This window comes from Delftia sp. WSY_12, assembly GCF_043104645.1.
GTDB lineage: Bacteria > Pseudomonadota > Gammaproteobacteria > Burkholderiales > Burkholderiaceae_C > Comamonas > Comamonas tsuruhatensis.
The window spans coordinates 67,516-82,490 of record NZ_JBICKW010000006.1 but is presented as its reverse complement, the minus strand read 5'-3'; the positions used below and the strand labels follow the sequence as shown (position 1 = coordinate 82,490).

Genomic DNA, 14,975 nt, shown 5'->3' with positions numbered 1-14,975 from the left:
ATTTCCTTATAAGCAACAGCAGGAAAAGGCTGCTTTCCAACTACCATTTTCAAGTCGTCGCCCTATATCCTCTAGGGCAGCCTCAACATTGCCTCCTCGCTTTTCAACACCTTTCAGTATCTGGTATATCAGTTTATCGTTCATATCACTGTGCACGTGAGGCCCGGCATGATAGTTTCCCGTGCTGATGCTCGCCGCTTTGCCTGGATGGTTGGCCATCGCAGTCTGAGATGGATTTGTTCCCCATAATCTGGCGCCATTGGATGCGCTGTCTATTCCAATATTATTTCGGCCTAAAATATCTCTGGAATTCTGGACGTGCCTATTTTTTTTTGCAATTTTCCTGAACAATATGATGCGGGGTTTGACCTGGTTGAAGTGGGCGACCAGAGTTTCTAAGGTTTCGTCCCAATTTTGCTGCTGTTAAGCCAAGTATGTCCGCCCATATTTGTGGGTTTACGGCAAATATATAAAAATTGGACCCCCCCTCCAACCCAATCGGATCCTGATGCACAAACCTCCCAACCACAGGATCGTAATACCTGAACCGGTTGTAGTGCAGCCCCGTCTCGCCGTCAAAGTACTGTCCCTGGAACCGTAGCGGTTGCTCCACCAGCGCCAGGCTTTGTATCTCACCCTGGGCGGCCAGGGCCACCGGGCGCTGGTCGTGGGTGAACACCGCCGCATCGTCCGTGCCGGTGCGCAGATACTGCAACTGCTGGGTCTGGCCCCAGAACTTGTAGCTGGCAGCCCAGACGATGCGGCAGGTTTCGTCAGTGAGTTCCTGGGGGGCTCCGACCTGGTCGCATTGGTAATAGTAGGTGGCAAAGCTGGCCTGAGCTGCTTCCGTTACGGTGTTCTTCATCCCACCATTCCGACTCCAAGAGGGTCTGAGGTGAAGGCCTGCCGGGCTGGCCTTGGAGTGCGCCTTGCTGGCTGACCTTGTGGGAGGTGAGGAGGCCCATAGCGGCTGGTCAGCGTGCCTTGGGTGCGTTCGATTTCCTGGTGCAGGGCGTCGCGTTCGATGTCACTGAGCACCTGGCCGTCGGCGAGGATCTGGTGCAGGTGGCCCGAGCCGTAGTACAGCCATTGGACGTGTCGGCCCCCGGGCAGCCAGCAGTCCGTGCGGTTGCTCAGTTCGTCGTAGCCGTGTGACAGGCTGCGTTGCCTGATTTAATCAGGCAGCAGCCCCGCGTATCAGTCTGATCATTTTGATAGATTTTATTACACTAATACTTCTCGTGAGTAAACTACAAAATCTCCCTTCTTCCAATTTTTACCACCAATCCATGCGCACGGGAATCCTTGCCTTATATAAACATCTAGCATTTTTTCGAAATATGGATGAGAGTTAGGCATCATCAATCTCGCTTTCGCACATAATATCAGATCTTCATAAATGGCTTCTGATATGTCAGTGATTTCTTGGGGATCCAAAATTTCGCTAATGGCATGTTTTGAGAAATATTCCCTGAGATGGTCAAAATAATTGGTGTTTCCAATTAATTCTATTAATTTTTTCCTTTTCTCATCAAAAGGCGGGGACTCTATTTCTCCGGATGCATCTTCGGTAATGTCAATGATGAAGCGATAAGGTTTTTTTATGTCTTCATCTTGCTGCATATACATCGCTTTATGAATATCTAATATTCGCTCTTCTGAAATTCTATCTGTTGTTTGAAGTAATGGCCCATCTTTCATGAGTTGAAAAATCTCTTGGACATTAATGGGGAAATCATTTTCTGAAATCATTAGAAACCGCCTTTCTTTAATATATCATCCCACAACTTGAAATTAGATCCTTCAGATTTTCTTATTGGAGTGCCCTTCTTCAATTCTTTGTGCAGAAGTTTTTGCATATCACCAAGTCTTTTGGATAGTTTCTTTGGACAGCCGCCGGCAGAAGATATTTCTCTATCAATGGCATCTAGCAGCGCATCACTATATTCGTTGTGACTTCCTCTGTGAGTTGATTTGCCATAATATTTTCCTTTTTTACCGTCAAATTTTCCGGCATATTTAGGTAGATTAATAAGATTTTCAAGAGAATCTTGATCTATGCACTTTAATATTGGGCGTTTTTTGAACAATGCTTGTGGAATTTTGTGATGAGTTTGATGTTTGGGTGCCAACCCTGCGGCCTTATTCATTCTATTTCTATGAGTGCTTAAACCATTTGGGTCAATCCATTCAGTTGGATTGACACCGTATGCATAGAAATTTTCACCGCCAAACAACCCAATCGGATCCTGATGCACAAACCTCCCAACCACAGGATCGTAATACCTGAACCGGTTGTAGTGCAGCCCCGTCTCGCCGTCAAAGTACTGTCCCTGGAACCGTAGCGGTTGCTCCACCAGCGCAAGGCTTTGTACCTCACCCTGGGCGGCCAGGGCCAGCGGGCGCTGGTCGTGGGTGAACACCGCTGCATCGTCCGTGCCGGTGCGCAGGTACTGCAACTGCTGGGTCTGGCCCCAGACCTTGTAGCTGGCGGCCCAGACGATGTGGCCGGTTTCGTCGGTGAGCTCCTGGGGGGCGCCGATCTGGTCGCAGTGGTAGTAGTAGGTGGCAAAGCTGGCTTTGTCCGCTTCTGCCTGTGCGTTGCGGTTTTCCTCGCTCTTCCATTCCGACTCCAGCTTGGCCAGGGGCACGAAGCTGTCGGGCTCGTAGAGGTATTCGCTCAGGCGTGAGCCACGGATTTCCCCGGCGAGCAGGTCGCCGTCGTAGAGGAAGGTGGTGCGCCCGAAGGCATCGTGCTTGTCGATGCGCCGGCCCAGCGCGTCGTAGCGGTAGCGCGTGGTCTGGACGGTGGCGGCAGGCTCTGGCTGCGCATTCGATCCGGCGATCTTCGGTTCGGGCCTGTCGTGGTAGCGCGTGACCGTGGATTCGAGCATCTGGTGCTCGGCGCTGTAGCGAAAGCGCTGCACGGTGTGCCAGCCGATGCGGCGTTCCACGATGTTGCCGTGCAGGTCGTACTGGAAGCGCAGGTCCTGGTAGACGGTGAGCCGGTTGGTGGGCACCTGTTCGCGTTCGTTGCTGGTGCCGCCGCTGCTGAGGTCTCCGCCGCGATTGGGGTTGAGCAGGTTGCCTGCGGGGTCGAATGCGAAGGTTTCCAGGTTCCGGCCCGAGGTGGGCAATCCACCTGCAGCATTTTTCTGGGCGGCAAGGATGCGGCCCAGGGCGTCGTAGCGGTACTGGCTGTCGCCGCGCAGGCCGTCGCGCGTGGCGACGAGGTTGCCTGTGGGGTCGTACTGGTACAGGCGGGCGATGCGCTGGCCGGAGGGCAGGGGAGTGTCCCGGTCCCAGAGGGCCTGGGGTGAAGGCCTGCCGGGCTGACCCTGGAGTGCGCCTTGCTGGCTGACCTTGTGCGAGGTGAGGCGGCCCATGGGGTCCCAGCCATAGCGGCTGGTCAGCGTGCCTTGGGTGCGTTCGATTTCCTGGTGCAGGGCGTCGCGTTCGATGTCGCTGAGCACCTGGCCGTCGGCGAGGATCTGGTGCAGGTGGCCCGAGCCGTAATAGAGCCATTGGACGTGGCGGCCACCGGGCAGCCAGCAGTCCGTGCGGTTGCTCAGCGCGTCGTAGGCGTGCCGATAGCTGTAGGTCGCCAGCGCTTGCTCGTCTGCACTGGGCGCCATGTGCACCTGGGTCTCTTCCACCAGCCGCGATAGAGCGTCGTAGGCGAAGCGCACGTGCGCATCGGAGTTGCTGGCATGCAGCATGCGGCCCAGCAGGTCGTAGCCATAGGTGGTGGTTCCTCCGTCTCCATTACCTGCCGCGTCGCTGCCCACGTGGATCTTGGCGACAAGGCGGCCCAGCACATCCCTGCGAAACAGCGTGCGCTTGGGCAGGGCTGCGTCGGGCCGTGGATCGTAGGGCGTATCCGGGGGCAGGTGGGCATCGCGCTCGTGCAGTTCGGTCAGTTCGCTGGCGGCGTTGTAGCGGTAGCGCTGTATGCGGCCGTCAAAACCGGTTTCCTCGATCAGGTTGTCTGCGGCGTCGTAGGTGAAGCTGGTGACGGCGCCGTTTTCGTTCTGCAGGGCGATGAGCCTGCCCACGGCGTCATAGCGGTAGCGCAGCGTGCCGCCCAGCGCATCGCGGCGCTCCACGGGCTGGTCCAGGCCGTTGTAGGTGTAGCGGGTGATGGCGCCTTGCGGGTCGGTGTAGGAAAGCAGGTTGCTCTGGGGGTCGTAGGCATAGTGATGTTCGGAACCATCGGCGCCCCACATCCGGCGCAGGCGTCCAAGCGCGTCGTGAAGGTAGCGGGTGGTCTGGCCCAGGGCGTCGGTGGAGGCCACGAGGTTGCCCAGGATGTCCCACGCATATCGCGTGACCTGGCCCGAGCAGTCGGTGTAGGCCACGAGCTGTCCGGCTTCGTCCCACTGCAGATGGCGGGTTTTGCCCAGCGCGTCTTCTATGGCGACGGGCAGGCCGCGCGTGTCGTATTTCCAGCGCGTGGCGTGGCCAAGCGGGTCCAGGCGCTCGACCAGGTTACCCTGGGCGTCGTAGGCCTGCCGCCAGACATGGCCCAGCGCGTCGGTGACTTCTTCGGGCAGGTTGAGCTGGTTGTATTTGAGGCGGGTGGTGGCACCTGATGCGTCCGTGACGGCCAGCAGGTTGCCCTGGCCGTCGAATTGCCAGCGGGTGATGCGGCCCATGGCGTCCCGCGCCTGTTGCGGGTTGCCGGCGGCGTCCATGCGCGTCTCGGATCGGACGGGCTGGCCATCCGGCCCGGGTTCGACGATGGCGATGACCTCATGCCGGGCGTTGTATTCGTAACTGCTGCGCCGGCCCAGGGCGTCGGTGACATGGGTGGTGCGGCGGCCCAGGTCGTAGTCGAAGCGGGTGTCCAGCGTGCCGGGCTCGTCGGTCCAGGTCCGCACGACGCGGCCGCCCGCGTCAAGCCGGCTCCATTCCTGGTGGTAGGTGAAGCCGGTGCGGCTGCTGTAGGCCACCATCAGGTGCTGGCGATAGCGATAGTGCGCCACGCCGCCCATGGCATCCGTGGCGGACTGGAGGTTGGCGTGGGCGTCATCCGGGACGTTGCCATCCGTTCCATAGGCATAGCGTGCCAGCAGGCCGCCGACCTGTTCCACGCCGTCGATCACACGGGATTCCAGGTGGATCTCCTGCAGGAGCGGGCCGGAGGGTCCCTGGTCTTCACTCCAGGTGAAGCGCAGCTTGCGGCCAGCGCTGTCGGTCAGTCCCAGCGGGCGGGGCGCGCGGCCATCGATGCCTGTGGCGGTGTAGGCCGGGTAGTGAAGGCTGATGGTGTTGCCATTGCGGTCCACCAGGTGCACCAGTGGCAGACGCCATTGACCGGTGGCCGGGGGGGCGAACAGGTGCCGGGTGCCATCGGCGCTTTCAACGCTCCAGCCTCCTTGCTGGTGGTGGGTGACGGTGATTTTTTCGCGCGGGTCGAAGTGGCTGGTCCCGGCGGCAATCACGGGCAGCTGTATGCGGCGCCCGCGGGCGTCGTAGTAGTGCACCGCATCGTGGACCAGCACCAGTTCGGTGGACAGGGGCGTGCTCCATCCCCATCCGAGCCAGCCGGGGCGGCGGTCGCTGGAGCGGTAGTACCGCTGCCAGGTCAGGGCCATGGGGCCGGGCAATTCGAAATCCGTGTCGCGCAGGATCTTGGTGCCTGTGGCAAAGATCACGGGATGGCATGTGCCCAGCTCGCAGGTCGGTGGCGTGGCAATGCTTCCCTTGGAGGCGTTATCGATGATGTTGCCCTGCGTGTTGGGATTGACGCTGTTGTCCGCGCGCTTTGCCACGGGGTTGCGGCGCGATTTGGCGCGCTGGGCGATCTTGCCCAGGACAAAGCCGATGGTGATGGCGGCCACGCCATCGGCGATCACTTCGGCGATCTGGTCGATTTTTTCGTCGGTCAGCGGCGGTGTCAGCAGCTCCTGGATTTCCTGGGCGAGTTCGGCGACTTGCTCGGCCGCCTGGGCCATGGCGGCCCCTCCGACGACGAGGTTGACGCCGGGAATGAGCTTGCCCACGAGCTTGAGGGCGGGTCCGATCAGCGCGCTGGGATCGGTCAGGCTTTCTCCAAGGGCCGACAGCTGGCTGGAGAAGGCGCCCGGCAGCTTTTCGATCACCTTCTGCGCCAATTGGTCATACGGCCCGGGCAGCGCCTTCATGGCAAGGCGCATGGCCCAGCCAGGATTGATGACCATGGCGTTGCTTTTGGTCGTGTCGAAGGACCGCACGCTGCCCCGGCTCTCGAACTTGGTATCGCTGCTGTAGCTGGTGGGCTCGGCCGCGCCGCCGACAACGCCAGAACGCACGCCCGCGATACCACCGAGCTTGTCGGGCGTGGCGGGTATGGACTCGAAGCGGCTGCCGGCAACGGCCACGGGGTGCCCATCGATCTTGAGCGTGGCCGTGCCGTTCTTCAGGCCCGGGCCATGGGCCATGTTGAGGATGGGAACCGGTGGTCCCTGGGGCTTGGGAAAGACGGGGTTGATCGGGCCAGGAATCATGGCCGGATTGCGGCCTTCGTGTATGGCTCGGCGGTCGTTGACGTAGGTGGCCATGGATGGACTCAGGACTCTTGGGAAATGGAGGATTGGCGCCGCCCGGCTGCGGAAGATCTTCCTGCCGTGCGGGCATGGCGATTCCAGGTGGCGCTCCAGGCGGCCACGCGGGTGTTCAGCCCGGTGACCGTGAGCAGGCCTGCGTGGCCTGCCAGGGGCGACGGCATGACGGGGTGCGTCAGCCACTGGCGCATCTCATGGAACAGGCTGAGCATGAGAGGCGCCCAGGCCGCGCCCATTTGACCAAGCAATGCTGCCGGGTCCTGGGCTTGCGGCAGGCCGCCCTGTGACGCCAGCGCCGCGGAGAGGCTGGCCAGCTCTGCGCCCCGCCATGCCGAGCCATCCATGTCGGACCAATAGGAGTGCAGGGCGTTGACCGGCATGTGCGCTGCCTTCAGCGCACCGTGGCTGGCCTCGATCAGTGCGCGGCCATCGGGCAGGGTGTCGCTGTCCAGGCGTGAGCGTGGCTCGTCTGCAAAGAATGGTGGATAGACCGTGACGAAATCTGCAGTGGCCGGCTTGCGGGACAGCCGTACAAATGCTGCGCCTTCCGAGGCAATGAAGCCTTCGCAGACGCCGTTGACCTTGGCCCAGCGACGCTGGTAGAGCACGTCCGCGATCTCCGTGTCCACGAAGCTGTCCACTCCGCCGATGATCACTTCGGGCACCGAGGGGTTGTCGTGCATGAAACGATAGGCCTGCGACAGCGCATCGGCGCCTGCCACTGCGCCGCCCGGGTAGACCTTGATGGGCAGGAACTCTGCGGCGAGGTCCAGTGCGCGGGGAAGCTCCAGTGCGAATCGGCCGGCGTCTATCCAGCCCGGCAGTTCAGGCAAGGAGTCGGGCAGTGCCACGAAGAGGGGGATGGGCCGCTGCAGCGGCCAGCCTGCGGCAGGCGCCGGCTGGCCGCGCAACGCTTCGTGCAGGGCAGGGGCTGCGAGCCGGATCAGGCGTTCCGTTCCTTTGCAGGCTGCATCAATGGCTTGCACCCGGGATACGGTGGCACGGTGCTCGGCCTGACCGGTGATGGCCTGCCGGGTAAAGCTCGACTGGCGAGCAAAGAAGCCGCAGCCGGTCTGCCAGGCCCGGGTCCCGATGGGGGTGCATGCACCAGTGGCCGCGATGACGAGAGGGTTCATGGTTGTGCCCTGCCGATGTTGAATGCCGCACGTTCGATCACGGAGGCCGTGCTGCAGGCCAGGGCCTGAACGACGGCCAGATCGTCGGCCTCGATCCACAGCGCTGCGCCCACGCGTGAGAGGTGCTCCAGATAGAGCAGGTGGCGCAAGGGCGCGCCTACCATGGCCACGGCCTCCTGCAGAACCACTTGCGTGCGGGGGCGTCCGAGACGCAGGGCCGGCCCTGACAGAGGAAGTGCGGCCAAAGCGGCGTCGATGGTGGCGGAGCGGCCCGATGCCTCGTGACCCAAGTCAAAGGCAATGTCGGCGGGTTCTCCTGTGAGCAGGGCCGTGGCGTCAGCCAGGGTGCGGCATGCCTCTTCGTCGTCCCAGGCCGTATGGGCAGCGAGCTGGCGAAGCAGGGGAACGTCTCCCACAAGTGAGGCCGCATATACCTGCAGGCCCCAGGGCATTTGGGGATGCCGGCCTTCCCGCAAGGCGCTTGCCAGCGCATGTCCATCCCTGGCGGCCAGCAGGGCCAAGGCCACGGTGGAATGCGGCATCCGGGCCAAAAGAGTGCGTGCCACAGGCGTTTCCTGCCGGCTGCCCATGAGCGCCAGCGCCAGCAAGGCGGCCTGCGCATCGCTGTCTTGTTGCGTGGCTGCGATGGCCTTGGTTTCATCGCCACGCCCGGTGCATCGCCAATCACACAGGGCCGCCAGGCCGCCCGGCAGACCGGATGTCCATGCAGAGATGGCTTGTGCGAATTCGTCGCTGACAGCCGGCCGGGAAATTGCGAGGCGCTGGAGCAACTGTGCCAATGGCGCGCTCTGCCTGTGCTGTCCCTGGGAGAGCAGCCAGGTGAAGTATTCGGCGACGGTGTTGTCGAAGCAAAACCGCATGGCGTTGAATACCGCGTTCGGCTGGGCCTGGAGATGGGCTCCCAGCGTTCGCTCCAGCCCATCGTGAATGTGCTTGCGTTGCAGGTGCAGGGCTTGCAGGCAGGCCAGCGCGAAGATGCGGGAGGGCTCATCCAGGATTTCAGCGCCAGCTGTTTCGATTGCGTGCTGGCAGGCATGGTCCAGCTCGGGTGCGTGCATCAGGTGCTGCTTCAGGCCGCTCAGCGCCTGCACGATGCTGTCGTCGAACACGGCAAATGCGTCGGGGCGCGACGCGGGACGCTGGAGCAAATGGGAGCGGCGCCAGTACTGGGTTACCAGGGTCCGGGCCATGCGCACTGCCGGCTGGGCCGACACAGGAATGTCGATGGCTCTGGGAATGGGAAGGTCGATGACGGTCATGATGAAAAGAGCCTGGCAGCCCCCTCGGAAAGAGAATGCATGGGGGACAATGCGCCCCAGGAGGAACCCAAGCGATGCTGGACAATCTGACGCCGTTTGCTGCGGAAATACTGCCGGGACATGGCGCCGACGGCACCCTGTGCTCCACCGTGGTGATCAAGGCCACGCTGGATTTCGAAGGGCGCGCGGTGGCCCAGGGCAATGCAGTACCTGTGTTTCGCGGCGATGAGTTCTTTGGCGCGGAGGGACCCATGGGTGTGGTACGCCACGAGGCCGATATCGCTCCGCTCAAGTCTCGGGTGGATGTGCTGTTCAACGGCTATGCCTACGCTCCTGGTGGCAAGCCCGCTGCCCACTTCGATGCGGGTCTGGCCGTGGGCGGTGAAAGCCGCGTCATAAGAGTCTTTGGCAAGCGGGTCTGGCGCCGACGCCTGGGAGTGCTGCCCCTGGCACAGGAGGTGGAGCCCGCCTTGAAAGTCCCTGTTACCTATAACCTTGCCTTCGGGGGAGCGGATGCCGAAAAGCCGGAGGTATTCCACGGAGCCAATCCGATCGGAGCAGGCTTCAGTGCAGGACTGCCCCGGGAGGGCGAGCCCATGCATCAGCTCGAATGGCCTGACGATCCGGTTCGCTCTGCAGTCGACCGGGTTTCGCCGGCCGGCTTCGGCTGCATAGGCCGTAGTTGGTTGCCGCGTCGCGCCCTCTGGGGCAGCTATACGGGCAAGGAGGTTGACGCATCGCCAGGCCTTCTCACGCGCATGCCGGCTTCGTTTGATCCCGCCGCGTGGAATTGCGCCCATCCCCGGATGCAGTTCAGGCGCGAGCAGGTGCAGCCAGGAACGAAGATCGCCTGGATGAACCTGAGCGCGCAGGGCATGGGCACTACCGTCGTGCCTGCGATCCGGCCGCAACTGAGCTGGGTGCTCCGCGGTGAACGTGGCACTGCACGCCCGGAATTCGACACGCTGATCATCGAGCCCGAGCATGGGCACCTGATCCTCATATGGCGACACACGCTTGCCGCGCATGTGCTCAGTGGTCTTGAAAGTGTTCAGATCCATCTCTGAGCCAGCCTTCAATTGATGCGGACTTCGGCCGCGTCCAGATCAAGCAGATCCCGCGCATCTTGCTCAATCGTTAATGCCACCAGGCGAGCAAGCCCCTGGGCCGTGAGTTTCAGCGTGGCCTGCCCGCAGGCCAGCGTGATGCAGTCCTGCGACTGTAGGTGGATGCTCCTTTGTCCCCATGGCGCCGTGGGTGCGGGTGAGAGCACTGCGGTGATCGTGGCACGCCCCGTCGGCTGGATTGCCAGCAAAACCTCATCTCCCGGAACCAGAACCGGCAGCAGCACGCCCGCAGGCGCTTGCACCGAAAGTGCGGGATCGTGCGTGTACGCCACCAGATAGAGGTCTTGCCCCAGTACCTCGACGACCTGCCCGGCCAGGAGCTGTACGTTGGACGGCAGGCGTTGCGCCTCATCGACGTCGGATGGCTTGGCAGGAAGGCGTTTTTGTGCGATTGCCATGGGATTTCCTTCAAGCGGGGTTGATGTGGCTGTCAGGGGAGGAAACGGTCACCTTGGAGCTGCCGCTGATGGAGATCGTCTGTCCGTTGACCTGCACGGTGCCGTCGCTGGTCATGCGCAACACGGCCTTGCCGCACTTGATTTCGATGGCGTCACCCACGGTGATGGCCATTTCCTTGCCTACCGTGATCGTCTGCACCTCGCCCACGGTGGTGGCGGAGTTCTTGCCGACCGTCGCCGTATGGTTGTCGGCCGTGTCGTCGGTGCGGTTCTTGCCCACGCTGGTGGACTGGTTCTGACCCACTGAAACACTGCGGTTCATGAGCACCGTCGTGCTCTGGCTCAGCCCCACATTCACCACCATGGCCGCGCCCACGTTGACGTTGTAGGCGGCGCCGATGTTCACCATCTTGGCCAGGCCCACGTTCTGCATGTAGGCCAGTCCGATGGTCTCTGTCTTGAAGCTGCCCACCTTGATCGACCAGTTGTTGCCGATCTTGTCCTTCTCGTTGCGGCCTATGGTCTTGCTGCGGTTCTTGCCGATGGAGATGTTCTCGTCGATGCCAACGTCTTCATTGCGGTTGTCGCCGATGCTGATCTTCTCGTTGTGGTCCACCCGCTCCGTGCGGTTGTTGTGCACGGTGATGGTCTCGTCACGGTCCACGGTCTCGGTGCGGTCGCGGTGGATGACGTTGGTCTCGTCCCGGTCGATGGTCTTGCGCCGGTCGTTGCCCACCCATTTGTCCTCGTCGTTCTCGACTTCGGTGAGCTGGTCCTTCTGCGCGTGCAGCCAAAGCTGCTCTTGCCCAGCCTTGTCCTCGAAGCGGATGGCGTTGGCGTCGCCCTGGCCGTTCTTCATGCCCGCGCCTGGGGCGCCGCCCTTGCTCGACCGGGTCTTGATGCCCGATTGCGTGGCGTTGGCCGGCAGTGCCCAGGGCGGCATGTTGGAGGCGTTGTAGACGCAGCCCATGACGATGGGGTGGTCAGGATCCCCGTTGAGGAAGTCCACGATGACTTCCATGCCGATGCGCGGGATGTGCACGGCGCCAAAGCCCGGCCCGGCCCAGCTGGTGGCCACGCGCATCCAGCAGCTGGAGTTCTCGTTCATGCCGCCGATGCGATCCCAGTGGAACTGCACCTTGACGCGGCCGTACTGGTCGCACCAGATCTCTTCGCCTGCGGGGCCCACGACGACGGCGGTCTGCGGGCCCGTGGTACGTGGTTTGGCGGTGATGCGCTGGGGCTTGAAGGGAAGGCTGGTGGGCTGGGCCTGGAGCACGAATTTCTGCACCGAGCCTTCGCCGCTGCCGCCGTCGCTGACGCGCGGGTTCTCCTCGAAGGCATAGTCGACCGCCGTGACCAGGTAGGTCTGGTTCTGGTCGCCGCGCGGATAGTTGTCCAGCGTGAAGGTGTAGCCCGGCGCCATGGCGCGGTGGTTGGAGCGGCCCTGCACCGTGCTCTGGCGCGTGAGGCTTTGCTGCAGGCGCACGCGGATGTAGTCCTCGCCGTCGCCGGTCTCGGTGTAGCCGCCCGGCCATTCGTAGATCTCGTAGGCGTCGTGCGCGTGGCCGGGCGGGTTGCGGCGCATGTTGGACAGCTCGGCGCGGGGCTTCTTGAAGTCGTAGTCGTCGTTGTAGTGCCGGCCAGGCTTGACGCGCTGGTGCAGTTCCCAGGCGTGTATGCATTCCTCGCGCGCCACGGCGGCCTTGCCCGGCGGGTGGAAGGGGATGACGGCGCCGCCCTGCAGCGGGTCGTGCGAGGCGATGACATCGTCGCCCAATGTCAGCACATGCTGGCCCGCGCTGTGCTGGTGGTAGTAGCAGATGCCCTCGTGCTCCATGAGGCGCGAGACGAACTGGAAGTCCGTCTCGTTGTACTGCACGCAGTACTCCCAGGTGCGGTAGGAGCGCGTCAGGCGCTGCTGCATGGGGTGGCCGTAGATGCCCAGGACCTCGTTGATGATGTCCGGCACCGTCTTGTTCTGGAAGATGCGGAAGTCGCTGCGGCGCGTGGCCAGCCACAGCCAGGGCGACAGGCGTGCGCGGTACAGGAAGTTGCGGTGCTCGTCCTGGCCGCGCATGCCGAAGGCCGTGACCAGGCCGTCGATGTAGCGCTTGCCGCCGTCCTGGGTCTCCACCACCACGGTGGCGCCCTTGCCCAGCAGGGCCTTGGGGTCGATGCTGTCGTCCTCGCTGAGCAGGTCGATCTCCAGGGCGAACAGATGGCTGATTTCCTCGCGCCCCTGCAGCCGGCGCAGCTGCAGCTGGTCTGCCAGGGGGGTGTTGATGGTGACTCTGCGTGTCATGGTGTCGGTTCTCGCGGTGCTTGGATGTAGACAAGGGGCGGGGGCGTCAGGTCCGGGTGGGCGGACCTGCGTGCGCCGGCGGTGGATCGGGTGGAGAGGTGCCTTTGCTGCTATCGGGCTGCGTACACCAGCCCTGGACGGGCGCCGTCTGCGTCATCCAGGGCTGGATCGATGACGGGATCGGGGCGAAAGGTGTGCCCCAGCGCGATGAACTGGTAGTTGCCGCGCCGGTCGGTGAAAACAGCCAGGCCGCCAGGCGTCAAGGCCACGTTGAACCAGTCGTTGTCGGTGCGCGGTTGGTCCAGGTCCAGCTTGCCGGACTGGCTCAGTGCAAGCACGCTGCCTGCCAGGCTTTCCAGGTTCAGAACGCTGAGCTGGCGGCCGTCAGCGCCATACAGCCGTAGCTCTCCGGTGGCTTCGACCTTGCTGAGGCCCTCGCCAAGGGGGACGGATCGCTTCATGGTGGCCAGCACGAACTGGCCGCCCGGCGCCAAACGCAGGTCCGGGGGGATGTCGCCGGAGCCATGGCGGAATTCGGCCAGGCGCACGATGCGCGCACCCGTGCGCAGCGCCAGCGCTGCGCCCGTGCCGCGCTGATCGGGCAAGGCATAGGTCAACAGCACATTGCCTGCTGACCATTCGATGGCATTGGCCCAGGTCATCGCATCGGCTCCCGCCCAGGACTGAACCTGCGCGGCCATGGCTGCAGCCGGGTCCTCGTCCCGGGGCTGCACGGTCAGGCTTGCGTTGGCGGAGATGGTCAGACGGGGCGGTGCATCCAGGCTGCCCAGGTTGCGGGTCTGCTGCAGTGTCCATTGGGGCAGCTCGAATGTCAGCAACTGATACGGCTTGCGGCCGTCGGCATCGGGATCCACATGGCTGCTGGCAACGATGTGGACCATTGCGGCAGTGCGATCCTGCGCATCGTCCGTGGCCACGGAGCGGGCCAGGCAACCGCCGGGGCGCACTCCCGGCTGTGCAAGCGCCGCAACGGCAGGGGGGCTGCCGCTGCGCTCGGACAGCTGGAAACTGCCCACTTTGGATCGTTGGACGAGGTCCAGGCGATCAACGGTGCCGTTGCAGTAAACGGTATAGAGATAGCGGTACGGGTCCTGGTCGTTCGACGAGGCGAAGCTGGCCGGCTTCGCCTGCCCGGACGAGACGGCAGGGCTGTCATCCGCATTGCGCGTGCATGCGACCGACAGCAAAGCGCTGGCCAGCATTACGCCAATGGTCGCGAAGCGGCGGGAAGTAGCACTCCAGGGCATGGCTAGAAGTCCTCGCGGGCAAGCACGTTGTCGACATAGTTGCGATCGCCCACGGCGCCGCGCTCGGCGGCGGGAATCCTTTCCCATTCGGCGCGGGCCGTATTGCCGTCGGCGCTGACCGTCACCCACAGTTGATCGCCTTGCATGCGTATGCGGTACTCATGCAGATTGTTGGCATAGCCGTTGAAGCCGCGCAGGGTGTCGAGTTCGAGCTGCTCGGCCGTGTAGTCCGGCAGTTCCACGGGAATGGCTGGCAATCCTTGTGCGGTTCGGGCCTGGTTCCAGGCTCTGACCAGACCTTTGAACCGCTCGCCCTTGCGCTGCTTGCCAGGATATGCCCTTGCGAAGGCCTCCTTTTCCAGGAAGAGCTTCCAGCCGCCGCGCACGTTGTCCTTCCAGTTCCAGGTCTGATTGGCGGTCGGTGCCGGTCGGGTGAGTTGGCACAGGCCCACGCCACCCAGGCCATCGCTGCTGTATTTCGGCCAATTGCCGGGAGTGCGGAATTGTTGCAGCGAGCTTTCCTGCCGCATTTTTTTTCGAAACACGATCCTGTCGGCGCCAATGCTGTTGGCAAAGGCACGGATGGCGGTGCTCGTGGGATTGGTGCCGACGATGGTCCAGGTGGCGCGCGCCCGGCGCTCCACACCGGCCGCCCGCATCGTGACCTGCACGGTCAGCAGGCCTCCACGGACTTCGGTGAACGGGATGCGCCAGCTCGGGCTGGCGCTGGTCTGCGGTGGCAGAGGGCTGTGTGCAGTGCTTCGGCCACTTCCATACGCGGTGTTGGTAGGCGGTGTGCCGCCTTCGAACGTCAGCGTGGCCGACCATTCGAAGATGGGCGTGCTCCCTGCAGGCAGCGCTTCGTTCTGCAGGACGGCAGTCACCGTGATGGTGGGCATTTGGGCATCGGCCGTGA

At 62.9% G+C, this 14,975-nt stretch carries 11 protein-coding genes; 1 reads left to right on the top strand and 10 read right to left on the bottom strand.

The genetic code is table 11. From position 1 onward, the window contains the following. Positions 1-6: 6 nt before the first annotated feature. The 6 genes from ACF8LI_RS03280 to ACF8LI_RS03255 all read right to left on the bottom strand — a co-directional run bounded on the left by ACF8LI_RS03280 (position 7) and on the right by ACF8LI_RS03255 (position 8,961). Entirely contained in the window at positions 7-351 is a 345-nt protein-coding gene (locus ACF8LI_RS03280) for an AHH domain-containing protein (RefSeq protein ID WP_392412014.1), read from the bottom strand. Beyond that, entirely contained in the window at positions 323-865 is a 543-nt protein-coding gene (locus ACF8LI_RS03275) for an RHS repeat-associated core domain-containing protein (RefSeq protein WP_392412013.1), read from the bottom strand. The genes ACF8LI_RS03280 and ACF8LI_RS03275 overlap by 29 nt, the downstream gene beginning before the upstream one ends. 359 nt (positions 866-1,224) lie before the next feature. Then, positions 1,225-1,752 carry a hypothetical protein gene (locus ACF8LI_RS03270; RefSeq protein ID WP_392412011.1) on the bottom strand — a complete coding sequence of 176 codons (528 nt, stop codon included), beginning with the start codon at positions 1,750-1,752 and terminating at the stop codon, positions 1,225-1,227. Beyond that, positions 1,752-6,542 carry an RHS repeat-associated core domain-containing protein gene (locus ACF8LI_RS03265; protein WP_392412010.1) on the bottom strand — a complete coding sequence of 1,597 codons (4,791 nt, stop codon included), beginning with the start codon at positions 6,540-6,542 and terminating at the stop codon, positions 1,752-1,754. Before ACF8LI_RS03265 ends, ACF8LI_RS03270 begins: the two co-directional genes overlap by 1 nt. 8 nt (positions 6,543-6,550) lie before the next feature. After that, positions 6,551-7,681 carry a 3-oxoacyl-ACP synthase gene (locus ACF8LI_RS03260; RefSeq protein WP_046239312.1) on the bottom strand — a complete coding sequence of 377 codons (1,131 nt, stop codon included), beginning with the start codon at positions 7,679-7,681 and terminating at the stop codon, positions 6,551-6,553. Further along, positions 7,678-8,961: a hypothetical protein gene (locus ACF8LI_RS03255; protein WP_244451633.1), complete on the bottom strand. Its 1,284-nt coding sequence runs from the start codon at positions 8,959-8,961 to the stop codon at positions 7,678-7,680. The genes ACF8LI_RS03260 and ACF8LI_RS03255 overlap by 4 nt, the downstream gene beginning before the upstream one ends. 74 nt (positions 8,962-9,035) lie before the next feature. On the opposite strand from ACF8LI_RS03255, the gene ACF8LI_RS03250 reads away from it, so the two are divergent. Continuing rightward, positions 9,036-10,028 carry a DUF2169 domain-containing protein gene (locus tag ACF8LI_RS03250; protein ID WP_061287877.1) on the top strand — a complete coding sequence of 331 codons (993 nt, stop codon included), beginning with the start codon at positions 9,036-9,038 and terminating at the stop codon, positions 10,026-10,028. 8 nt (positions 10,029-10,036) lie between these two features. Here the strand turns inward: ACF8LI_RS03250 and ACF8LI_RS03245 are convergent, their stop codons facing one another. The 4 genes from ACF8LI_RS03245 to ACF8LI_RS03230 all read right to left on the bottom strand — a co-directional run bounded on the left by ACF8LI_RS03245 (position 10,037) and on the right by ACF8LI_RS03230 (position 14,958). Then, complete coding sequence (locus tag ACF8LI_RS03245) at positions 10,037-10,486, bottom strand: hypothetical protein (protein ID WP_392412007.1); 450 nt, start codon at positions 10,484-10,486, stop codon at positions 10,037-10,039. Between the two features lie 10 nt (positions 10,487-10,496). After that, positions 10,497-12,791, bottom strand: coding sequence for a type VI secretion system Vgr family protein (locus ACF8LI_RS03240; protein WP_287169639.1), 2,295 nt, complete (start codon positions 12,789-12,791; stop codon positions 10,497-10,499). A 110-nt stretch (positions 12,792-12,901) separates the two neighbouring features. Next, the gene (locus tag ACF8LI_RS03235) at positions 12,902-14,059 is read right to left on the bottom strand and encodes a hypothetical protein (RefSeq protein WP_312840962.1); all 1,158 of its coding nucleotides are present in this window, start codon (positions 14,057-14,059) and stop codon (positions 12,902-12,904) included. A 2-nt stretch (positions 14,060-14,061) separates the two neighbouring features. Then, positions 14,062-14,958, bottom strand: a complete 897-nt coding sequence (locus ACF8LI_RS03230; protein ID WP_223275298.1) for a hypothetical protein — start codon at positions 14,956-14,958, stop codon at positions 14,062-14,064. Positions 14,959-14,975 lie beyond the last annotated feature (17 nt).

Bases quoted from the DNA above. Each gene is read 5' to 3' on its own strand.
- ACF8LI_RS03275 (WP_392412013.1), bottom strand. From the start codon at position 865: ATGAAGAACACCGTAACGGAAGCAGCTCAGGCCAGCTTTGCCACCTAC.
- ACF8LI_RS03270 (WP_392412011.1), bottom strand. From the start codon at position 1,752: ATGATTTCAGAAAATGATTTCCCCATTAATGTCCAAGAGATTTTTCAA.
- ACF8LI_RS03265 (WP_392412010.1), bottom strand. From the start codon at position 6,542: ATGGCCACCTACGTCAACGACCGCCGAGCCATACACGAAGGCCGCAAT.
- ACF8LI_RS03260 (WP_046239312.1), bottom strand. From the start codon at position 7,681: ATGAACCCTCTCGTCATCGCGGCCACTGGTGCATGCACCCCCATCGGG.
- ACF8LI_RS03255 (WP_244451633.1), bottom strand. From the start codon at position 8,961: ATGACCGTCATCGACCTTCCCATTCCCAGAGCCATCGACATTCCTGTG.
- ACF8LI_RS03250 (WP_061287877.1), top strand. From the start codon at position 9,036: ATGCTGGACAATCTGACGCCGTTTGCTGCGGAAATACTGCCGGGACAT.
- ACF8LI_RS03245 (WP_392412007.1), bottom strand. From the start codon at position 10,486: ATGGCAATCGCACAAAAACGCCTTCCTGCCAAGCCATCCGACGTCGAT.
- ACF8LI_RS03240 (WP_287169639.1), bottom strand. From the start codon at position 12,791: ATGACACGCAGAGTCACCATCAACACCCCCCTGGCAGACCAGCTGCAG.
- ACF8LI_RS03235 (WP_312840962.1), bottom strand. From the start codon at position 14,059: ATGCCCTGGAGTGCTACTTCCCGCCGCTTCGCGACCATTGGCGTAATG.
- ACF8LI_RS03230 (WP_223275298.1), bottom strand. From the start codon at position 14,958: ATGCCCACCATCACGGTGACTGCCGTCCTGCAGAACGAAGCGCTGCCT.